The sequence below is a fragment of the Delftia tsuruhatensis NBRC 16741 genome, from assembly GCF_001571325.1.
Classification (GTDB): Bacteria; Pseudomonadota; Gammaproteobacteria; order Burkholderiales; family Burkholderiaceae_C; genus Comamonas; species Comamonas tsuruhatensis.
Map to the genome: position 1 here is coordinate 1 of NZ_BCTO01000069.1, position 19,468 is coordinate 19,468.

At 69.1% G+C, this 19,468-nt stretch carries 18 protein-coding genes and 1 pseudogene; 11 read left to right on the top strand and 8 right to left on the bottom strand.

The genetic code is table 11. The features are described from left to right. Positions 1-304 (bottom strand): annotated as a pseudogene (locus DTS01S_RS25945) (hypothetical protein); the annotation flags it as partial. Positions 305-561: 257 nt separating this feature from the next. Between DTS01S_RS25945 and DTS01S_RS25950 the strand changes: the two are divergent. Both DTS01S_RS25950 and DTS01S_RS25955 read left to right on the top strand, forming a co-directional pair. Then, positions 562-1,464 (top strand): LysR family transcriptional regulator, encoded by a 903-nt coding sequence (locus DTS01S_RS25950; protein WP_016453252.1) that lies wholly within the window; start codon positions 562-564, stop codon positions 1,462-1,464. A 2-nt stretch (positions 1,465-1,466) separates the two neighbouring features. After that, positions 1,467-1,970 (top strand): hypothetical protein, encoded by a 504-nt coding sequence (locus DTS01S_RS25955; RefSeq protein ID WP_043790241.1) that lies wholly within the window; start codon positions 1,467-1,469, stop codon positions 1,968-1,970. Position 1,971: 1 nt separating this feature from the next. Here the strand turns inward: DTS01S_RS25955 and DTS01S_RS25960 are convergent, their stop codons facing one another. Next, the gene (locus DTS01S_RS25960) at positions 1,972-2,493 is read right to left on the bottom strand and encodes a pyridoxamine 5'-phosphate oxidase family protein (protein WP_061289642.1); all 522 of its coding nucleotides are present in this window, start codon (positions 2,491-2,493) and stop codon (positions 1,972-1,974) included. A gap of 254 nt (positions 2,494-2,747) precedes the next feature. On the opposite strand from DTS01S_RS25960, the gene DTS01S_RS25965 reads away from it, so the two are divergent. The 3 genes from DTS01S_RS25965 (at position 2,748) to DTS01S_RS25975 (ending at position 5,675) form a co-directional block, all read left to right on the top strand. Then, positions 2,748-4,439 (top strand): long-chain fatty acid--CoA ligase, encoded by a 1,692-nt coding sequence (locus DTS01S_RS25965; RefSeq protein ID WP_016450578.1) that lies wholly within the window; start codon positions 2,748-2,750, stop codon positions 4,437-4,439. A 143-nt stretch (positions 4,440-4,582) separates the two neighbouring features. Further along, positions 4,583-5,395, top strand: coding sequence for a class D beta-lactamase (gene blaOXA / locus DTS01S_RS25970; protein ID WP_061289601.1), 813 nt, complete (start codon positions 4,583-4,585; stop codon positions 5,393-5,395). Between the two features lie 61 nt (positions 5,396-5,456). After that, complete coding sequence (locus DTS01S_RS25975; protein ID WP_012206342.1) at positions 5,457-5,675, top strand: hypothetical protein; 219 nt, start codon at positions 5,457-5,459, stop codon at positions 5,673-5,675. 87 nt (positions 5,676-5,762) lie between these two features. Here DTS01S_RS25975 and DTS01S_RS25980 read toward each other — a convergent pair whose 3' ends face one another. The 5 genes from DTS01S_RS25980 to DTS01S_RS26000 all read right to left on the bottom strand — a co-directional run bounded on the left by DTS01S_RS25980 (position 5,763) and on the right by DTS01S_RS26000 (position 11,286). Next, the gene (locus tag DTS01S_RS25980; protein WP_061289604.1) at positions 5,763-6,662 is read right to left on the bottom strand and encodes an NAD(P)/FAD-dependent oxidoreductase; all 900 of its coding nucleotides are present in this window, start codon (positions 6,660-6,662) and stop codon (positions 5,763-5,765) included. Beyond that, entirely contained in the window at positions 6,649-7,134 is a 486-nt protein-coding gene (locus DTS01S_RS25985; protein ID WP_017406026.1) for an Rrf2 family transcriptional regulator, read from the bottom strand. The genes DTS01S_RS25980 and DTS01S_RS25985 overlap by 14 nt, the downstream gene beginning before the upstream one ends. A gap of 71 nt (positions 7,135-7,205) precedes the next feature. Continuing rightward, a complete protein-coding gene (locus DTS01S_RS25990) occupies positions 7,206-8,198 on the bottom strand; it encodes a tripartite tricarboxylate transporter substrate-binding protein (RefSeq protein ID WP_017406025.1) in 993 nt (330 codons plus the stop codon). A 47-nt stretch (positions 8,199-8,245) separates the two neighbouring features. Beyond that, the gene (locus DTS01S_RS25995; protein ID WP_016450572.1) at positions 8,246-9,394 is read right to left on the bottom strand and encodes a porin; all 1,149 of its coding nucleotides are present in this window, start codon (positions 9,392-9,394) and stop codon (positions 8,246-8,248) included. A 182-nt stretch (positions 9,395-9,576) separates the two neighbouring features. Continuing rightward, positions 9,577-11,286 (bottom strand): tannase/feruloyl esterase family alpha/beta hydrolase, encoded by a 1,710-nt coding sequence (locus DTS01S_RS26000; RefSeq protein ID WP_017406024.1) that lies wholly within the window; start codon positions 11,284-11,286, stop codon positions 9,577-9,579. A 195-nt stretch (positions 11,287-11,481) separates the two neighbouring features. Between DTS01S_RS26000 and DTS01S_RS26005 the strand changes: the two genes are divergently transcribed. Next, positions 11,482-12,369: a 4-hydroxyphenyl-beta-ketoacyl-CoA hydrolase gene (locus DTS01S_RS26005; protein WP_016450570.1), complete on the top strand. Its 888-nt coding sequence runs from the start codon at positions 11,482-11,484 to the stop codon at positions 12,367-12,369. A 6-nt stretch (positions 12,370-12,375) separates the two neighbouring features. Here DTS01S_RS26005 and DTS01S_RS26010 read toward each other — a convergent pair whose 3' ends face one another. Beyond that, positions 12,376-12,876, bottom strand: coding sequence for a MarR family winged helix-turn-helix transcriptional regulator (locus DTS01S_RS26010; protein ID WP_017406023.1), 501 nt, complete (start codon positions 12,874-12,876; stop codon positions 12,376-12,378). 216 nt (positions 12,877-13,092) lie between these two features. Here DTS01S_RS26010 and DTS01S_RS26015 point away from each other — a divergent pair, with 216 nt between their 5' ends. The 5 genes from DTS01S_RS26015 to DTS01S_RS26035 all read left to right on the top strand — a co-directional run bounded on the left by DTS01S_RS26015 (position 13,093) and on the right by DTS01S_RS26035 (position 19,468). Continuing rightward, entirely contained in the window at positions 13,093-14,922 is a 1,830-nt protein-coding gene (locus DTS01S_RS26015; protein WP_061289607.1) for a CocE/NonD family hydrolase, read from the top strand. 51 nt (positions 14,923-14,973) lie between these two features. Continuing rightward, positions 14,974-15,600: a TetR/AcrR family transcriptional regulator gene (locus DTS01S_RS26020; RefSeq protein ID WP_061289610.1), complete on the top strand. Its 627-nt coding sequence runs from the start codon at positions 14,974-14,976 to the stop codon at positions 15,598-15,600. Continuing rightward, the gene (locus tag DTS01S_RS26025; protein ID WP_061289613.1) at positions 15,597-16,646 is read left to right on the top strand and encodes a DUF418 domain-containing protein; all 1,050 of its coding nucleotides are present in this window, start codon (positions 15,597-15,599) and stop codon (positions 16,644-16,646) included. The genes DTS01S_RS26020 and DTS01S_RS26025 overlap by 4 nt, the downstream gene beginning before the upstream one ends. A gap of 219 nt (positions 16,647-16,865) precedes the next feature. Next, positions 16,866-17,984 carry a LuxE/PaaK family acyltransferase gene (locus DTS01S_RS26030; RefSeq protein ID WP_016450565.1) on the top strand — a complete coding sequence of 373 codons (1,119 nt, stop codon included), beginning with the start codon at positions 16,866-16,868 and terminating at the stop codon, positions 17,982-17,984. Then, complete coding sequence (locus tag DTS01S_RS26035; RefSeq protein WP_061289616.1) at positions 17,981-19,468, top strand: acyl-CoA reductase; 1,488 nt, start codon at positions 17,981-17,983, stop codon at positions 19,466-19,468. The genes DTS01S_RS26030 and DTS01S_RS26035 overlap by 4 nt, the downstream gene beginning before the upstream one ends.

The following is a 19,468-nucleotide window of genomic DNA, read 5'->3' on the forward strand; positions in this document are numbered from 1 at the left end:
GATGGATGGGGTTGCCTGCGCCCTGGTTGGTGCTGCTGGAGTTGCCCTGGGTGGCGGGGCCGGCGCCGCCGCAGGGGCTGCCGCCGGGCGTGGGGGCGCAGGTGCCGCCGCCCGAGCCGCCACCGCCACCGCCAAGGTCGATGCCGCCGCCCGTGCCGGGGGCGCAGCTTTGCACGGTGGGGTCGCATTTGCCGGAGCCGCCGCCCAGGTTGGGGGCGGCAGTCGCCAGGGTAGGCGTGGCCTGGGCCAGCAGTGCGGCGAGGCATAGCAAGGCGCTGCGCAGCAGCGTGTGCCGTGGGTGCATGTGAGTTTCTCCCTCGGGATTTTTAGGAATCTCGGGCAGGAGGCGGCCATGCGTCTGGCGGGGAGCTGGTGGAGGCAAGCCTGTGTCCGGGTTGCCGGTCAATCTAGGCAGCTGCGGCGTGCTTGTCTCTAGGAATAGTCTGTTTCTGCGGCCCAAAGGGAGGAATGGGGCGGAAAAGGGGCCGGCGTGGGGCTGTGGCGCAACGGAATGCGGCCGCCCGCATGCCCCACAATCCCCGCCAAAGGAGTGCACGGGCAATGGACAGATGGCAGGCCATGCGGGTGTTTTGCGGCGTAGTGGATGCGCAGGGCTTCACGGCGGCGCAGGACAGGCTGGGCATGACGCATTCGACCGCCTCGCGCCATGTCAAATGGCTGGAGTCGGAACTGGGCACGCAGCTGCTGCAGCGCAATTCGCGCGGGCTGAGCCTGACCGAGGCGGGGCGCAGCTACTACCTCAGCTGCGTGCAGTTGCTGGAGCAGCTCGATGCGGCCGAGGCCGCGCTGGCCGTGCGCCGCGCACGCGTGGCGGGCGTGCTGCGCATCACGCTGCCGCTGGCCGTGGGCGCCATCGAGCTGGGCGACTGGCTGCCCGAGTTCGAGCAGCAATTCCCGGATCTGGAGCTGCAACTGCTGTGCACCGACCGGCTGGTGGACCTGGTGGCCGAGGGCGTGGATGCAGCCGTGCGCATCAGCCGGCAATTGCCGGACAGTGGACTGCAGGCGCGGCTGCTCACGCATTCGCCTCTGGTGCTGGTGGCTTCGCCCGCCTATCTGATGCGCCACGGGGTGGTGCAGGCGCCAGAGCAACTGGCCGCGCACCGCGCCCTGGCCTTTGCTGCGGGTCCGGCCCAGTTGCGCTGGAGCGTGGTGTCCGGGCAGGGCGCTGTCACCGAGGTCCAGCCGCTAGCGGCATTGCGCACCGATTCGGTGGCCACCATCTTCGAGGCCGCACGCGCGGGGCGGGGCATTGCGGCGCTGACCTGGCATACCGTGCGCTCGGCCATCGAGCGCGGCCAGCTGGTGCGGGTGCTGCCCTGTTTTCATCTGGGGCAGTACAGCTACCACGCGCTGTATCCGCGCACGCGGCATCTGCGCCCGGCCGTGCGTGCCTTCGTGGATTTCATGGCACGGCGCTATCGGCAGGGGCCGGGGGACTGAGCATGGTGTTCTGGAGCCGGCCGCTCGATGCGCAGGAACAGGCCTTTGTGCGCACGCACTTCGGCGCCTCGCTGGATGCGCTGCTGCCGCGCATGCGCCTTTATCTGCGCCGCCTGGGCGACACGCGCAGGGCGCTGTCCATGAATGGCGGGCGCATCTTCATGCCGCGCGCCTTTTTCATGCAGTCCGATCCGCGCCAGCCGCTGCGCCTGTCGCATCCGCAGATCGCAGGCATCTTTGCCCATGAGCTGCTGCACCAGTGGCAGCGCCTGCAGGGCATGCCCGTCACGCGGCAGTCCGCCTGGCTGCAGTTCAAGGCGCTGTGCATGCGCGGTGATCCCTATGCCTACGAGCGCTGCGACGATCCCCGGCGCATGCTGCAGCGTTTTGTCCATGCCCAGGTGGAGCAGCAGGGCCAGATGTGGGAGGACCATGTGCGCGCCTGCGTGGCGGGGCAGGGCGATGCGGCGGGCGCCCTGATCGCGGCCCACGTGCGGGGCACGTGAGTCAGCTGGGCTGGATGCTCAGTGCTTCGATCAGGTCATGGGCCGACACATCGCGCGCCGCGCCAAAGCCCGCCACGTGCCGGGCGATGGATGGCGTGATGCAGACAAAGCGGAAGTCGCCCAGATCGGTCATGAACGCGGCTTCGGGGAAGCGCAGCACATAGCTGTCGCGCGCACCATCGGCCAGCACGCTGCCGGGCGGCGGCGTGCTGGCCACGCCTTCAATGGCCACGCGCTCCAGTGCATGCACGCCCTCGCCGTCCACTTCGGCCGCGCACACCAGCAGGCTGACGGCCGGGTGCAGCTCCATGGCCCGCGTGTGCGCTGCCAGTGCGCTGACGTGCAGCACAAAGCAGCCAAACTGCGCATTCCAGGCCCAGGGCACCATGGACAGACGGGGAGCGGGCAGTGCATCGCCAGTCCCGGGGGCAGGGGAGTCGGCGGGCTGGGTGGCCAGGGCCGCGCTGCGGCGGCGGGCCAGCAGATCGCGCAGCGACAGCTGCAGGCGGGACAGGTGGGGCATGGCGGGCGTGGAGGGCGTGGAGGGCATGGCGCCATCGTACCCGTGGCGTACTTGTGGCGTGCGCGTGGCCGGCTTGCGAAAGCACAAGGCGAGTTGCGGTGGCACCGGTATGCCATGGGCGCTCAAGCGTCACTTTGGCGACGATTCCCTGGGGCCTTCCCCAATGCCGGGAACCGGGTGTGCGCCTAGCCTCGCTGGCAAGGCGGATTGCCGCCGTCCGATCCACTCACCGACCATTCAACGCCCATCCGTCCATGTCGACCCTGCCCGCGCACCACGCCTTCTGGCCCAGCCGTCTGCCCCATTCCATCACCGTGCCCGCCACCAGCGTATGGGAGAACCTGGCCGTCAACGCGCGCCGCTATCCCGACAAGCCGGCCATCCGCTACTTCGGCAGCTCCATCAGCTACCGCGAGCTGTGCGAGGGCACGGAGCGCATGGCGGCCTACCTGCACAGCCTGGGCGTGCAGCGCGGCGACCGCGTGATCCTGCTGATGCAGAACACGCCTCAGCTCATCCTGGCGCACTACGCCATCTTCCGCGCCAATGCCGTGGTGGTGCCGGTCAATCCCATGAACATGGCCGAGGAGCTCAAGCACTACATCACCGACGCCGACGCCAAGGTCGCCATCACCACGGCCGACCTGGCCCCCGAGCTGGCCAAGGCCAGCAACGCGCTGGCGCCGGGCCAGCGGCTCGATCACCTGATCGTCACCCAGTTCACCGATGCCTTCGATGCCGGTGTGCAGGGCGACGATGCGCCGCCTGCGCAGTGGCACGACTGGCTGCTCACCCGGCGCGAGCCGGCTGTGCTGGAGGGCGGCAGCGTCCACACCTGGCAGCAGGCCCTGGCCTGCACCGACGCTGCGCCGCCCCATGTGGTGGGCCGCGACGACATGGCCGTGCTGCCCTACACCAGCGGCACCACGGGCCACCCCAAGGGCTGCATGCACCCGCACCGCTCCATCAACCACAACGCCGTGGCCGGCAGCTACTGGGGCAGCGGCACCAGCGAGGCGGTCGTGCTGGCGGTGGTGCCCATGTTCCACATCACGGGCATGGTGTCGGTGCTGCACACGGCCATCTTCATGGGTGCCACCGTGGTGGTCATGCCGCGCTGGGACCGCGAGCTGGCCGGGCGGCTGATCTCGCGCTACCAGGTCACCAGCTGGACCAACATCCCCACCATGGTCATCGACCTGCTGGGCAGCCCCAACTTCGCGCAGTTCGACCTCACCAGCCTCAAGTACATCGGCGGCGGCGGCGCGGCCATGCCCCAGGCCGTGGCCCAGCGCCTGCTGGAGCAATACGGCCTGCGCTTTTGCGAGGGCTACGGCCTGACCGAGACCGCTGCGCCCACGCACAGCAACCCGTCCGAGCACCCCAAGCAGCAGTGCCTGGGCATTCCCTTCATGAGCACGGAGGCGCGCGTCATCGATCCTGACACCGGTGCCGAAGTGCCCCAGGGCGAGCAGGGCGAGATCGTGGTCCACGGGCCCGAGGTCTTCGACGGCTACTGGAAGCGCCCCGACGCCACGGCCCAGGTCTTCATGGAGATCGACGGCAAGCGGTTCTTTCGCACCGGCGACCTGGGCCACGTGGATGAGGACGGCTACTACTTCATCACCGACCGCCTCAAGCGCATGATCAACGCCAGCGGCTTCAAGGTCTGGCCGGCCGAGGTCGAATCGCTGATGTTCCGCCACCCCGCCATCCAGGAAGCCTGCGTGATCTCCACGCGCGACGCCTACCGGGGCGAGTCGGTCAAGGCCGTCGTCGTGCTGCGTGCCGGCAAGGAAGACACCACGGCCGAGGACATCATCCAGTGGTGCCGCGAGAACATGGCCGTCTACAAGGCGCCCAAGGTGGTGGAGTTCGTCAAGGCCCTGCCCAAGAGCGGCAGCGGCAAGGTGATGTGGCGGCAGTTGCAGGAGGCGCAGGCGTAGCCCCGCGGGCAGTTCCCATCCATGGGTAAGTCCCACACGCGCTTGCCCAGGGCGCCGTGGGGCTGTTTGCTGCAGGGGCTCTGCAAAGGCTGCGCGCGCATCTATGATCGCGCGCCAGATACGAACACCGCAGCGCACAGCACATGCATAGATTTCCTGGGACCGCTGCCACGGCCGTGGCAGCTTTTTTTTGGGTTTCCGTTCCCGTCCCCGTTGTCGCGCACGAACTGTGCACCATCGTCGCCGACGCCGACACGGGCCAGTCCCTGGTGCACAGCGGCCCGGCCTGCGCCGAGCGGGTCACGCCGGCGTCCACCTTCAAGATCGCCATCAGCCTGATGGGCTATGACGCCGGCATCCTGCAGGACGAGTCCCGGCCCGCGTGGCCGTACCAACCGGAGTATCCGGACTGGGGTGGGGATGCCTGGCGGCGCGATATCACGCCCCAGGCGTGGATGAAAGACTCGGTGTTCTGGTACTCGCAGCAGGTGGTGATGCGTCTGGGCCAGCAGCGCTTTGACGCCTACGTGAAGGCCTTCCGCTATGGCAACGAGGATGTCTCTGCCGTGCCAGTGGCCGACCCGGGCCACAACGGCGTGTGGGTGGTGTCTTCGCTGCGCATCTCGGCGGCCGAGCAGGTGGCCTTCATGCGCAGGATCGTGCGCCGGGAACTGTCTGTGAGCAGTCAGGCCATCGACATGACTGCGCGCATCACCCGGCACCCCGTGCCTGTGGACGGCTGGACCGTGCATGGCAAGACGGGCACGGGCTCGCCGGGCAGCGACAACCGCTACGACGCCAGCCGGGCCTATGGCTGGTACGTGGGCTGGGCCACCAAGGACCAGCGCAGGCTGGTGTTCGCCACGCTGATCCAGGACGAGCAGGCGCAAAAGCCCAATGCCGGCCTGCGCGCCCGCGATGCCCTGCTGCAGCGACTGCCTGCCGTGGACCGCTGACAATGCACGGGCCGTTCCTTTTCCGTACACCTTCCGCACACGAGCGACAGACCGACACCCGATGAAGACCATTGACGAAATGCTGAACCTGGACCTGCTCACCCCCGAGCAGCACGTTGAGATCAGCGACTGGATTGCCCGCGCGAATTCCCCCGAAGAAATACTGCAGATGCCCGCCCCTCTTTGGCAGGCCGTGGAGCGGGCCAGCGAGGCCATGGGCGTCAATGCCGATCTTCTGCGGCCGCCCTCGCTGGATGCGGGCGGCGCGGTCTTCGGATAAAGCGTGCTACGCCTCGTCCCGGACCCCTTTCCCGGCTTTCGCGGGCACATCAAAGTGCATAGCACGCTCTAGGGCGGGCGCCGCAGTTCACCATCCCATCATCGACCGGTGCGCGCCAATGCCGGCCATGGCGCCATCGCTCACGGCCATGGCCACGTTGCCGGCCGCGCGGGCCGCGTCGCCACAGGCGAACACGTTGGGGACGCTGGTGGCCTGGCCTTCCGCGACCTTGACGAAGGGACCCATGGGGCCTTCTTCCAGGGCGCAGCCCAGCTGTTCGGCCACGGGGCTGGCGATGCGGGTGCGCGGCTGGGTGAACAGGCCATCCATGACCAGGCGGCGGCCGTCCTGCAGCAGCACGTCGGCCCGGCCTTCCAGGCGGGCGATGGGGGTGGCCTCCACCTGCGTGCCGCGGCGTGCGAAGGCGGCCAGCTCATCGGCACTTGGCGCGTAGGCGCCGTTGAGCAGCAGGGTGGTCTGGCCCCAGTCGGGAAGCATGACGGCGTGGTGATGGGCCAGGGCCGAGCTGGCAATGATGCCGATGCGCCCCGCATTCATCTCGTAGCCGTGGCAGTACGGGCAATGGAAGACGCTGCGGCCCCAGCGCTCGGCCAGTCCCGGCACGGGCGGCAGGCTGTCATGCACGCCCAGCGCCAGGACGAGGCGGGCGGCGCTGATGGCGGTGCCCGCTGCACGGAACTCCAGCCGGCCATCGGGCGCCACGCGGGCGACTTCGGCCGTGCCGTCCAGCCACTGCACGGTGGGGTAGGCCATCAGCTGCTGCCGGGCCTGGGCGGCGATCTGGGCGGGGGCGACGCCATCCTGGGTGAGAAAGCCGTGCGATGTTTCGCCGGCCTGGTCCACGAAGCGGTTGCGCCGCAGCCCGGCATCGACCACCAGCACCTGGCGGCGCGCACGCGCCAGTTGCAGGGCGGCGGACAGGCCGGCATAGCTGCCGCCGATGACGGCGAAATCAATGTGTTTCATGCTGGTGCTCCTGCAGTTGGTACCAGCCCTGGCCGCCCGCTGCGCGGTGGCGCGCCAGGCGGGCATGGAAGTCCTGGGACAGGGCAGCCAGCGTCACCGAGCCCAGGCGCGCGAGCAGGGCGGCCTCGGCTTGCTGCACCGCGTTGCTCAGCGCTTCGTTCACGGCCTGGGCGACCAGGCATTCGGGCCGGTCTTCCCTGAAGCCCAGCGACACCAGATCAGGGGCGCCCAAGGCTTCATGCACGTCGCGCAGCGTGGTGCGGTCCAGCTCGCAAGACAGCACCCAGCCCCCGCCATGGCCTTTGGTGGAGGTGACAAGGCCTGCATCGCGCAGGCCCGACATCAGCCGGCGCAGCACGACCGGGTTGGTCTGCAGCGCGGCGGCGAGCATGTCGGAGGTGGCAGGTCCATCGCCCTCGGCCATGTGCAGCAGCACATGCAGGACGTCCGAGAATTGGCTGTTCTGTTTCATGCAACATTATTTGTTGCATGAGTGTGGCCTTGTTTCGCGAAGGGATATGGACCTGCCGTCCGGGTGCGCCATCAGGACTCGCCCGTGAACCCGATCTGCTTGACCAGCGAACTCCAGCGCTCGAACTCGGCCTGCTGGTCGGCGGCCATCTCCTGCTGCGTGCTGCCGCGCGCCAGCAGGCCCAGGGCCGCCAGCCCGTCGATCACGGCCTTGTCCTTGAGCGCGGCGGTGATGGCCGCGTTGGCGTTGGCAATGGTGGCGGCCGGGGTCTTGGCGGGCGCGTAGAACCCGAACCATTCCTCCACCGTGACATCGGGAAAGCCCAGCTCGGTGAAGGTGGGCACCTCGGGCAGGAAGGGCGAGCGCTGCCTGCCCGAGGTGGCCAGCACGCGCAGGCGGCCGGCCTTCAGGTACTGCAGGTAGTCGCCGCTGGGGTTCATGGTGGCCGCGATCTGGCCGCCCACCAGGTCGGTGATGCTCGGCACGGTGCCGCGATAGGGCGCGTGCTTGAGCTCCACGCCCGAGCGCAGGCCCAGCAGCGCGCCCAGCAGGTGCGGCATGGAGCCCGCGCCCGGCGAGCCGAAGCTGGCGCGGTCGGGGTTGGCCTTGGCCCAGGCCAGGAAGTCCTTGAGCGTCTTGACCTCGGCCGGCACGGCGGGGCCCACGGCCAGGCCGTGGTAGATCACGGCGCCAATCGATACGGGCGTTGCGTCTTCGGGCCTGTAGGTCAGCTTGGGGTAGATGTGGGGATAGACCGAGAAGGCCGATACGGGGGCCAGTGCCAGCACGGAACCGTTGGGCGGGGAGTTCTTCAAGGCCTCCACCGCGATGCGGCCTCCGGCGCCGGGCTTGTTCTCCACAAAGCCCGGGCCCTTGCTGTAGGGCGTGCTGCCCAGCCGCTCGGCCACGCGGCGGGCCACGCTGTCGCCCGAGCTGCCGGCCGGAAAGCCGTACATGATCTTGATCTGGTCCAGTGCCTGGGCCAGGGCTTGCAGCGGTGACAGCGAGCCCAGGGCGGCGGCGCTGCCCAGGGCCTGGACGAAATGACGGCGATGCATCTGCATGGGATGTCTCCTGGTGAATATGGGAAAGGCAGGCGGATGGAAGCGGCTCAGAACATGTGGCGGATGCCCACGTTGATGCCGGTCTGCGAGCGTCCCGGCGCGGTGTTGCTGCCCGGCGCGCCGCCGCTGACCGAGACGGTCGCCAGGCGGTCGTTGCGGATGTGGCCGAGCTGCGTGTAGACGGCCGTGCGCTTGGACAGGTTGTAGATGGCGCGTGCCACCAGCAGGTCGGAGTCGTAGCCCGACACGCCGCGGTAGCGCAGCGTGAGCCACTGGGTTTCGAGCACCAGGGCCTCGGTGACCGGGTAGGAGGCGCCCACGTACCACAGGTTGCTGCGTGGCTTGACGGCGTCGCCGTCGTTGTCGCGGCGCAGCAGGCCGCCGCCGATCTTCACGCCGGCCAGCTTGAAGTAGCCGCCCAGGTGCAGGCGCTCGTCATGCTTGGCGCTGGAGTTCATGCCGCCGAACACCGGGTCGGTGGACGAGGCCGGCGTGCGGCCGTTTTGCTGCTCGTAGCCCAGCGCCACGCCCCAGGCCGGTGTGTCGTACTTGGCGTACAGCGACCACTGGCGGCAGGCCTGCGTGTCCGATCCGCTCTCGCCCGGGCAGTTGGTGCCTGCCGGGCTGGGGCCGGCATTGACGGTGTCACGCCCGAAGCTGTAGCCCGCGCCCAGTGCCAGCCCGCCGAAGTTGCCGCGCCAGGCCAGCATGTTGTCGGCGCGCGAGTTGGGAATGTAGGCGTCCAGCGAGCCCATGGCGAAGACGGCCGGGCCGATGATGTCCGAGTCCAGCAGCGACCAGAACAGCATGGAGTTCTGGCGGCCCATGGTCAGGCTGCCCCAGTTGCCGCCCAGGCCCACCCAGCTTTGGCGGCCAAAGCCGCGCCCGCCTTGGTTGAAGGTGCCCTGGTCGGGCGCAAAGCCCGACTCCAGCGTGTAGATGGCCTTGAGGCCGCCGCCCAGGTCCTCGCTGCCGCGCAGGCCCCAGCGCGAGGGCACCATGCTGGTGGTCGATGGCATGCGGCTGAGACCGCCGCCCGCCGCCACATTGTTCAGGTGCTCCACGCCCACATCGACGATGCCGTAGAGCGTGACGCTGGAGGTGCCTTGCGCGAAGGCGCCGAAGCTGGCGCCGGAGCCGGCCAGGGCCAGCACGGCGGTGGCCGCCAGGGTCCGCGGGGATGGGGTGGTTTTCATGGTGATGTCTCCTCTGGTTTGAAAAATCGTTGCCGTCTTGGCGTGGTTGTCCGCGCGCCTTTTCTCAGGCGCAGCGGGGCCCGGCCCCGCCGGGGGCGGGACTGCGGACAAGGGGTGGATGGGGGCGGAGGGGGCGGGCCGTTCAGGTGACCGTTCAGGCGCCGCCCGCCTTCAGTGCATGGTCAGCGGCAACTGAAGCTGGCAGCGCTTTCCATGTCGCCGCTGCCGTTGTAGCGGGCGGCCAGCGGATGGGGGCACAGCGGCCGGGTGCGCGTGGGCGACCAGTTGGCGGGCAGGTCGGCGTTGGCGCCGCCCGCGTTGCCCGCGCCGCGCGCACTGGCGATCACGCGGTCCGGCGCCTGGCCTTTCTCCACCCAGGCCACGAGGGAGCTGAGCATGTCGAACTGATCGGTGGCCGGGCCGCCGCTGCAGTGGTTCATGCCGGGCACCAGGTACAGGCGGGCGAAGTCGGCGGCGTCGCCATGGTTGCGGCGCAGCGTGTCGTACCACTGCACGGTGTCATCGCTGGAGAAGATGGGGTCGGCCGTGCCGTGGTAGACCATGAGCTTGGCGCCCCGGTTGCGCAGCACGGGCAGCTTGCCGTAGTCGGGCGGCATCATCAGCGACAGGCCGCTTTCCGTGAAGGTGCCGTTGGTCGCCTGCACCTTGGCCAGCATGCTGTCCACGCTGCCGTTGAGGGCGAACTGCGCGTCGTTGAAGCTGGCGGCGCTTTCCGGCGGCGTCTGCCAGATGAAGGCCACGGCACCGGAGTCGCGGCTGATGGGGTTGGAGAATTTCCAGCCGGCCCAGCCGGCCGTATCCAGGCCCGCGTCATATGGGAAGCTGCTGTAGATGCGGCTGCCGCCGCTGGTGGTGGCGCCCTTGAACAGGCCGGCAATGGTACTCTTTTGCTCGGCGCTGAGGCAGCTGCCGTCGCGCGCACCGCCGCAGGTGGGCACATCGCGCGACAGGTCGAAGCTCGCCTGGCAGGCTGCGCCGGCCTGCACCATGCCGTCGGTGGCCCCGTCCAGCGCATCGCACCGGGCCAGCACGGCCTGGCTGACCAGGCGGCGCTCGGCCTGGGTGAAGCCCGTGCCCAGGTCTGAGGCCGTGGTCGCCAGCTTCGCATAGCCCTGGGCGCCGGCAATGTTGGCAATGGCCGCCAGCGGCAGGCGCGTGCCGGGGTTGCCGGCGATGATGCCGTCGTACTGGTCGGCATAGCGCGAGGCCGCCACCATGGCGTGGCGCCCGCCGTTGGAGCAGCCGCCCAGGTAGGAGCGGTCAGGCCCCTTGCCATAGGCCGTCTGCAGCGCGCTGCGCGCCATGGGCGTGAGCTTGCCCACGGCCTGGTAGCCATAGTCCAGCCGCGCCTGCGGGTCCAGGCCGAAGAAGGGACCCAGGCTGCCTGCATGCCCGGCATCGGAGCTGAGCACGGCAAAGCCCATCTGCAGCGCGTTGCCCAGCGGCCCGCCGCCCAGCGCGCCCACGGCCGTGCTCACGACGCCGTCCAGCCCGCCGTTGGCCTGGTAGAAGAAGCGCCCGTTCCAGTCGCGCGGCAGGCGCATCTCGAAGCCCACGGCGTAGTTCTGGCCATCCACGGTGCTGACGCGCTCGTGCATGCGGCCGGTCACGCGGCAGTGCTCGGCAATGGGCTTGCCCGCCACCGCCAGCGTGCCGGCGGCCACGGTCTCGGCGGCGGTGATGCGGGTGTTGGGGAAGGATATTTTCGCGGCCAGGTCCGTGCACGACAGCAGCGTGGCGGGGCGGGCCTCGGCCAGCTGCGCGATGCCGTCGCTCGAGCCGCCGCAGGCCGACAGCAGCAGGGCGGGCAGGGCGGCGGCCAGCGCGGCCGGCAAGGCGCGGGAACGGGTCTTGTGGATCTTTCTGTCCATGTGTGTCTCCTCGGAAGGTGGTGTGAAGCCTCAGCGCGAATCCGTTGCGTGGCAGCCGTTGCCTGCATCTGCATCGCTTTCTGATGGCCGCGATTTTGGTTATATTTAATAACCAATTCAAGCGGCCTTTGCGAATTTCTTATTGGGACTTCCCCTTGATTGCGGGGCAGGCAGCAGGCCGCACAGGAGACAGACATGGACCACGAAAAACTCATTGCCATCGACATCCACACGCACGCCGAGGTGAGCTGCTGGAACCCGTTCGACAACTACGGCGAGGAGTACGACCGCGCCGCCGACAAGTACTTCGGCAACGGCCGGCGCCCGACCATCGCCGAGACCGTTGCCTATTACCGCGAGCGCAACCTGGGCCTGGTGATGTTCACGGTGGACAGCGAATCGCAGCTGGGCCGGCGCCGCATTCCCAACGAGGAGATCGCCGAGGCTGCGCGGGCCAACAGCGACATGATGGTGGCCTTCGCCAGCATCGATCCGCACAAGGGCCGCATGGGTGCGCGCGAGGCGCGGCGGCTGATCGAGGAAGAGGGCGTCAGGGGCTTCAAGTTCCACCCCACGGTGCAGGGCTTCCATCCCTACGACCGCATGGCCTGGCCGATCTACGAGGTGGTGGCCGAGCACCAACTGCCGGCCATCTTCCACACGGGCCACAGCGGCATTGGCAGCGGCATGCGCTGCGGCGGCGGCCTGCGCCTGGCCTACAGCAATCCCATGCACCTGGACGACGTGGCCATCGACTTTCCCGACATGCAGATCGTGATGGCCCACCCCAGCTTTCCCTGGCAGGACGAGGCCCTGTCCGTGGCCCTGCACAAGCCCAATGTCTGGATCGATCTGTCGGGCTGGAGCCCCAAGTACTTTCCCCGGCAGCTGGTGCAGTACGCCAACACCCTGCTCAGGGACCGCGTGCTCTTCGGCAGCGACTATCCCCTGATCACGCCCGAGCGCTGGATGAAGGATTTCCAGGAAGCCGGCTTCAAGCCCGAGGTGATGCCCGGCATCCTCAAGGGCAATGCGGTGCGGCTGCTGGGCTTGGACCGGCCCGCCGCGCAGAAGGCGGACTGAGCGCGCTCAGTTGTAGATCTTCTGCAGCAGCTGGATCAGCGTTTTGCGCTCGGCATCGGTCAGGCGGTAGGTGGCATCCATCTCCAGCTGGGCCGCCGTTCTTTCGGCCTGGGCCGTGAGTTCGGCGCCGGCCGGCGTCAGGTGCACGCCCACGGCGCGGCGGTCTGTGGGATGGGGGCGGCGCTCGATGAGCTTGCGCCGCTCCAGGGCGGCGATCAGGCCCACCAGGTTGGGCGGCATCACGTCCAGCGCCGCGCACAGCTGGCGCGAGGTGATGCCGGGGTTGTGGGACACCAGGGACAGCACGGAGAACTCCACCATCTTGAGATCGTGGGTGGCCATGCGCTCCACGAACACCTCGATGATGGACATCGAGGCACGCCGGGCGTTGTAGCCGACCAGGGTGTGCAGGAAAGAGGCGTCGATGGACGGCCCCGGCGCTGTGGCGCCGGACGGGGCCGTGTTCTCTTCGGACGGAGCGGGCTTGGATGTGCGGGCGCGGGGCATGGGGTCAAGGAACTGAAAATCGAATCATAGTGTGGCGCGCGGCTGCCGTGGTCCGGGGCCTAAGGCCGTGGCGATTGGCCGCGTTCGCCTTCAGCCTGTCTTCAGGCGTGCTTCAGCCCCCCTTCAGCCTGCGCGTGCGCCATGCGTCCGGACGGTCCTACATTGCGGCCTGCCCCCTTGCGGGCATGACTGCATCAGCAACCAGGAGGACCATCCATGATGACTTTTCGCCATTCCCGCGCGTGGCTCGGCGCGGCCGGCATCGCCACCCTTGCCCTGGGCCTTGCGGCCTGCGGCGGGGGCTCGTCGGGCAGCACCAACCCCGGGCCGCGCATCTGGGGCTACATCCAGCTGCCTGACGGCAACAAGATGCGCTATTCGGTGGTCTTTCCCAAGGGGCCGGGGTCTTTTCCCGTGCTGATGGAGTACGACGGCTACGGATCGGGCTCGGTCACCGACCAGACCACCCAGGAATGGACCAAGGAAGGCTATGCCGTGATGGGCCTGAACGTGCCCGGCACGGGCTGCTCCACGGGCGAGAACCAGTGGGCCGACGCCTCCGTGGGCGCGGCCGGGGCGCACGCGGTGGAGTGGGCTGCGCGCCAGGCGTGGTCCACGGGCAAGGTGGGCATGGTGGGCTATTCATACTCGGGCTACGACCAGCTGTGGGTGGCGGCCCAGCGTCCGCCCAGCCTCAAGGCGATTGCACCTGGCAAGAACGTGGCCGATCCCTACCGCGACGTGGCCTATCCGGGCGGCATCGAGAACATCGGCTTTCCCGCCAATTGGTGGGGGCAGTTCCCCGCGATATGGCGCAAGGCCGCCGAGGACGCCAAGGCGCTGGACGGCGATACCGGATGCGCCCAGGTCGTGGAGGACAACATCCGCAAGATCCAGCGCCCCGACCTGGACATGGCGCGCTGGCTGGACGAGGACCGCTTCTTCGGCGCCCGCTACGCGCGCAAGAGCGCCATGTACACCACGCACCGCATCGACATTCCCACGCTGGGCACCCAGTCCTGGCAGGACGAGCAGGTGGGCACCCGCATGGGCTACTACGAGGACAGCATCGCCCCGGACAAGATGTGGCTGATCAGCTCCAACGGCGACCATCACACCGACAGCGCCCCCTTTATTCGCGAGACCATGAAGCGCTTTTACGCGCGCTTTCTCAAGGGCGAGAGCAACGGCTTCGAGCACACGCCGCGCGTGCTGCTGGCGCAGGAAATGCAGTGGATGAACGGTGGGGGCGACTATGGGCAGCTGCGCCCCTCGGCCGTGGCCAGCTTTGACCGGCTGCCCGTGCGCGTCACGCCCATGACGCTGTGGCTGCAGCCGGGCGGCGGGCTGGGCGATGCGCCGCCGCAGGCCGAGCGCCAATCGGCCAGCTACCGCTACCCGCTGCCGGGCGCCGATGCCAACCATCCCGACGCGGACACCGAGTCCGGCGCGGGCCAATGGATGGCCAGCCCCGCCGGGCAGGGCCTGCTGCGCTTTACCACGGCCCCGCTGCCGCGCGCGCTGAGCTTTTATGGCGAGGCCTCGCTGGACCTGTGGCTCAGCGCCACGGCCGGCGACACCGATGTGCAGGTCACCGTCTCGGAGGTGCGTCCCGACGGCCAGGAGATGTTCGTGCAGCGCGGCTGGCTGCGTGCCTCCATGCGCGCGCTGGACGGCCAGCGCTCCACCGCCTTGCGGCCCTGGGGCGATTTCACCGAGGCCGCCGTGCGCCCGCTGCGCCCCGGCGAGCCCACGCTGATGCGCGTGGAAATCCAGAAGTTCGCCCATGTGTTCCGCGCGGGCTCCAGCCTGCGCGTGACCCTGGACACGCCTTCGCAGACTGGGTACTGGGCCTTCGACCATCTGTCCACGCCTTCGACCAACACCGTCTGGCTGGACCGCAGCCGGCCGTCGAAGATCGTGCTGGGCCACATCGCCTATGCCCATGAGCGGCAACTGCCGGACTGCCGGCGCATGCTGCGCCAGCCCTGCAGGCCCAACGAGGAGGCCGTTCCTTCGGGCGTGGGCCCCATGCCGCCGCTGTGACTTCGTGCCCCGGTATTGACTATGAATGAACGTTCGTTCATCATTCGGGGCATGAAAAAGAAGGAAGACATCAGCGAGCGCAGGGCCCTTATCGTGCAGGCGGCCCTGCAGTGCTTCGTGGAGCGCGGCTTTCACTGCACCAGCATGCGCGACATTGCGCAGGCCGCCTCGGTGAGCCTGGGCAATCTGTACAACCACTTCGACGGCAAGGAGGCCTTGATTGCCGAGGTCGCCACGCAGGAGCAGACCGAGCTGCTGCCCTTGCTGCAGGCGCTGGAGCGGGCCGCAGCCCCTTCGCTGCCGGTGGTGGCGCAATTCCTGGCCGCCTACCAGGCGCTGTGCCGCCAGCGGGAATGGGCCGTGCTCAGCGCAGAATGCCTGTCCGAGATCGCGCGTTCGCCGGGCCTGGCGCCCGCCTTCGAGGCCAACCGCAGGCGCATGCTCGACGGCCTGGCAGGCTTCATGGAGCGCGGGGCGCAGCAGGGCCTCTTGCGGCCCGCCGTGCCCGTGCGCCTGGCCGCGCAACTGCTGCTGGATGTGGTGGAAAGCGATGCGCTGCGCTTTGCGCTGGCGGTGACGCCGCAAGAAGACGCGGGGGCGGATGAAGGGGTCGATGTGCTGCATCCCGCCTTGCTGGCCTGCCTTCTTGGAGGCGAGGCACGGGTGGACGCGACATGAGGCATGCCACCGGCAGGGGCGCCCGCCTGGCGGGGCTGGATCTGGCGCGCTACCTCGCGCTGGCAGGCATGGTGTTCGTCAACTTCAAGCAGGCCATGCATCCCGCGCTGCAGGAGCCTGGCTGGCTGCTGTCGTTCTTCCATTTCCTGGAGGGCAAGGCCTCGGCCACCTTCGTGGTGCTGGCAGGCCTGGGCCTGGTGCTGGCCACGCGCTCGCTGGAGCCGGCCACGGCGCGCCTCTGGACGCTGCGCCGCGCGCTGTTCCTGCTGGTGGCCGGTGGCATGAACCTGGTGATCTTTCCGGCCGACATCATTCACTACTACGCGGTCTACTTCGTGCTGGCCATCGCCTGGCTGCAGGCCGGCGCAAGGGCGCTGCTGGCCGGCATGGCGGCCGTGGCCGTGCTCTCCGCCTGGGCCTTGCTGCAGCTGGACTACAGCCAGGGCTGGGACTGGGCCAGCCTGTCCTACCAGGGCCTGTGGGAGCCGGCCGGCTTTGCGCGCAACCTGCTGTTCAACGGCTTCCATCCGGTGCTGCCCTGGTTTGCGTTCTTCCTGTGCGGCATGCTGCTGGCGCGCCTGCCGCTGGCCGAGCCGCGCGTGCAATGGGGTCTGGTGGCTGCGGGTGGCGTGATGGTGGGATTGGCCTGCGCCGTCCCGGCGCTTGCGGCCCGCAGCGCTTGGGCTCCCTGGCTGGCCACCGGCCCCATGCCGCCCGGCCCGGCCTACCTGCTGATGGGCCTGGGCTGCGCCAGCATTGCCATAGGCGCCTGCCTGCGGCTGGCCGACCGCTGGCCCGGTGGACCGTGGCGCGGCCTGCTGCCGGCCGGGCGCATGACGCTGACCCTGTACCTGGCCCACATCCTCATCGGCATGGGCCTGCTGGAGGCCATGGGCGCGCTGGACGGATCGCGCAGCCTGCGCGAAGTGGCCGTGGCCGCCGCGCTGTACGTGATCATCGCCAGCCTGGCCGCCTGGGCCTGGAGCAAGAAGGTGGCGCAGGGGCCCGTGGAATGGGTGATGCGGCGGCTGACGGCACTGGGCTGACGCAGTCTTGCAGGGCGATGGCCCCGGGCCTGCGGCGTTGGCGACCCTGCTGTAAGATAGCCCTCCGCTCCGGGGTGCACGCCAGTGCTGAGATCCACACCCGAGAACTTGAACCGGGTCATTCCGGCGGAAGAAGAGCCTGCACCCCTGCGTGGCCGCCCATGCGCCACGGCCGGGGGAGCCTTCGGAGCATCACGTCCCAGCTCTCGAAGGAATTCCATGGACAAGGCCCGGCCCCAGGCGGCTTCTCTGGTCGCAGACCTGCTTGCATTCATCGCCATGGACGGCTGCACCGACGAGCAGTTCGATGCACTGGCCCTGCGGCTGTTCGCCTACCAATACGAATCGAATGCGCCGTTTCGCAGCTTCTGCCAGCGGCGCGGCGCCACGCTGCGCAATGTGAAGACCTGGAGCGACATTCCCGCCGTGCCCATCGATGCGTTCAAGGCCATGGAGCTGCGCAGCGAGCCGGCCTCGCCCGCGGAGCGCGTGTTCATGACCAGCGGCACCACGGGCCAGGCCAAGGGACTGTCCGCGCGCGGGCGCCACTTCCATCCAGCGCTCGATGTCTACGATGCGTCGATGACGCGCAACTTCGCGCAGCGCTTCATGGCCGGGCACGAGCGCCTGCCCATGGGCATCCTCTTTCCCGACGAGCAGGCCATGCCCAACTCTTCGCTGGCCCACTACCTGGCGCTGGCCAAGACGGAATTCGGCACTCCCGACAGCCGCTACTTCCTCACCCCCGACGGCCTGGACATGCCCGGCCTGTGCGCCGTGCTGGAGGAATCCGAGCGCAGCGGCCGCCCCTATGCGTTGCTGGGCGCCAGCTTCAGCCTGGTGCATGTGATGGACGCACTGCGCGAGCAGGGCCGCAGCTTCCGTCTGCCGCCGGGCAGCCGCATCCTGGACACGGGCGGCTACAAGGGCCAGTCGCGCGAGCTGCCGCTGGAGGACTTCTACGCCGACCTGTCCCGGCTGCTGGGCGTGCCGCGCAGCCACTGCATCAACATGTACGGCATGACCGAGTTGAGCACGCAGTTCTATGACGACGGCAATGCCACGCTGCCCTCGGTCAAGTCGGGGCCGCACTGGATACGCTCGCGCCTGGTCGAGCCCGTCACCGGCCGCAGCGTGGCGCCCGGCGAGCGCGGCATTCTCGTGCACTGCGACCTGGCCAACTACAACGCGGTCACTACCATCCTCACCGAGGACGTGGGCCTGTGGGCCGGCCATGGCGAGAACAGCGGTTTCCTGTTGCTGGGGCGTGCCGAGGGCGCAGCGGCCAAGGGCTGCTCGCTGGCGGTCGATGAATTCGTGAAGGCCGCTGCTGCATGACCATCGAGCGGATCACGGCCGGCTACCTGCCCGAACTGCCTGGTTTGCGCGAGGACGAGGTGCAGTGGCATGTGCTGCCCTTCGAACGCGGTGGCGTGCGGCTGGAAGTCTCCGTGCCCCTGCTGACCGGCCCGCAGATGCATGCGCTGGCAGCCCATGTGCGCCGTGCCGCCGACCGCCACCTCAGGGCCATGCCCGTGGCCGAGATCATCGATGCCATCGACCGTGCCATTGCCCGCCTGCTGGACCGCAGCGATCCCTATCGGCGCCAGGCCGAGGCCTGGCTGCCCGTGGTCAGCGGCTATGACGCCGACATGGTGCGCCTGGGGCTGACGGGCTTCTTCAAGACCTTTCGCGCCGCGCAGCTGCGGCGCTTCGTGGCCGAGGACTTTGCCAACCCGGCCGTGCTCGACGGCTTCCAGCCCGCGCCCAAGGGCGGCGCGGTGCGCGCCTTCGGGCCCGACCTGCTGATGCACAGCTGGGCCGGCAATGTGCCTGCGCTGTCCCTGTGGAGCCTGGTCTGCGGCCTGCTGGTCAAGGCGCCAGCCATTGGCAAGCTGGCCAGCGCCGAGCCGCTGTTCGCGGGCTGGTTCGCACGGCTGCTGGCCGAGGTGCATCCGCCGCTGGCCGATTGCCTGGCCGTGGTGTGGTGGAGCGGAGCGGGGGGTGTGGATGGGGCAGATGGCGCGAATGGAGATGCCGCCGCCGCGCTCCACGCCGAGGCCGACACCGTGCTCGCCTACGGCGGCAACCAGACGCTGCAGGCGCTGCGCCAGCGCCTGCCCGTGACCACGCGCTTTCTGCCACATGGCCACAAGCTGGGCTTCGGCATGGTGGGCGCCCAGGCGCTGGACACGCTCAAGGCGCCCGCCGTGGCGCGGCTGGCGGCCTGGGACGTGATGCGCTACGACCAGCAGGGCTGCTACTCGCCCCATGTCTTCTACGTGGAGCGCGGCGCCCCAGTCTCTGCGCGTGCCTTTGCCGACTACCTGGCGGCCGAACTGGCCAACCTGCAGCGGCGCTTTGCGCGCCGGCCGTTGGAGCTGGAGGAGGGCGCCGCCGTGGCCCGCTGGCAGCAGGCCGTGGAATGGTCGGGTGACGAACAGCAACTGCTGGGCCCGGTGGACGCGCCCTGGAGCGTGGCGTACAGCGACAGCCTGCAGCCGCTGGCGCCCACGGCCCTGTACCGCACGATTGCCGTGGTGGGCGTGGACCGCCTGGATGACGCCGTGCCCGTGGTGGCCGCGCAGCGCGACTACCTGCAGACGGCCGGCATTGCCGCCTCGCCCGAGCAGCTGTACCGGCTGGCGGGCCTGCTGGGCGCGGCCGGCGTCACGCGCATCAGTGCCATCGGCTCCATGAGCATGCCCGAGGCCGGCTGGCACCATGACGGCCGCTTCAACCTGCTGGACCTGGTGCGCATGACCGAGATAGAGCAATCTGCCGAGGCGGCGGCGCAGCCGTTTGCGCCGTATGCGGACTGA

Coding starts and splice junctions, on each gene's coding strand:
- DTS01S_RS25975 (WP_012206342.1), top strand. CDS start 5,457: ATGAAGACCATTGACGAAATGCTGAACCTGGACCTGCTCACCCCCGAG.
- DTS01S_RS25995 (WP_016450572.1), bottom strand. CDS start 9,394: ATGAAAACCACCCCATCCCCGCGGACCCTGGCGGCCACCGCCGTGCTG.
- DTS01S_RS26010 (WP_017406023.1), bottom strand. CDS start 12,876: ATGCCCCGCGCCCGCACATCCAAGCCCGCTCCGTCCGAAGAGAACACG.
- DTS01S_RS26035 (WP_061289616.1), top strand. CDS start 17,981: ATGACCATCGAGCGGATCACGGCCGGCTACCTGCCCGAACTGCCTGGT.
- DTS01S_RS26015 (WP_061289607.1), top strand. CDS start 13,093: ATGATGACTTTTCGCCATTCCCGCGCGTGGCTCGGCGCGGCCGGCATC.
- DTS01S_RS26000 (WP_017406024.1), bottom strand. CDS start 11,286: ATGGACAGAAAGATCCACAAGACCCGTTCCCGCGCCTTGCCGGCCGCG.
- DTS01S_RS26005 (WP_016450570.1), top strand. CDS start 11,482: ATGGACCACGAAAAACTCATTGCCATCGACATCCACACGCACGCCGAG.
- DTS01S_RS25960 (WP_061289642.1), bottom strand. CDS start 2,493: ATGCCCCACCTGTCCCGCCTGCAGCTGTCGCTGCGCGATCTGCTGGCC.
- DTS01S_RS26025 (WP_061289613.1), top strand. CDS start 15,597: ATGAGGCATGCCACCGGCAGGGGCGCCCGCCTGGCGGGGCTGGATCTG.
- DTS01S_RS25955 (WP_043790241.1), top strand. CDS start 1,467: ATGGTGTTCTGGAGCCGGCCGCTCGATGCGCAGGAACAGGCCTTTGTG.
- DTS01S_RS25990 (WP_017406025.1), bottom strand. CDS start 8,198: ATGCAGATGCATCGCCGTCATTTCGTCCAGGCCCTGGGCAGCGCCGCC.
- blaOXA (WP_061289601.1), top strand. CDS start 4,583: ATGCATAGATTTCCTGGGACCGCTGCCACGGCCGTGGCAGCTTTTTTT.
- DTS01S_RS25950 (WP_016453252.1), top strand. CDS start 562: ATGGACAGATGGCAGGCCATGCGGGTGTTTTGCGGCGTAGTGGATGCG.
- DTS01S_RS26030 (WP_016450565.1), top strand. CDS start 16,866: ATGGACAAGGCCCGGCCCCAGGCGGCTTCTCTGGTCGCAGACCTGCTT.
- DTS01S_RS26020 (WP_061289610.1), top strand. CDS start 14,974: ATGAAAAAGAAGGAAGACATCAGCGAGCGCAGGGCCCTTATCGTGCAG.
- DTS01S_RS25985 (WP_017406026.1), bottom strand. CDS start 7,134: ATGAAACAGAACAGCCAATTCTCGGACGTCCTGCATGTGCTGCTGCAC.
- DTS01S_RS25980 (WP_061289604.1), bottom strand. CDS start 6,662: ATGAAACACATTGATTTCGCCGTCATCGGCGGCAGCTATGCCGGCCTG.
- DTS01S_RS25965 (WP_016450578.1), top strand. CDS start 2,748: ATGTCGACCCTGCCCGCGCACCACGCCTTCTGGCCCAGCCGTCTGCCC.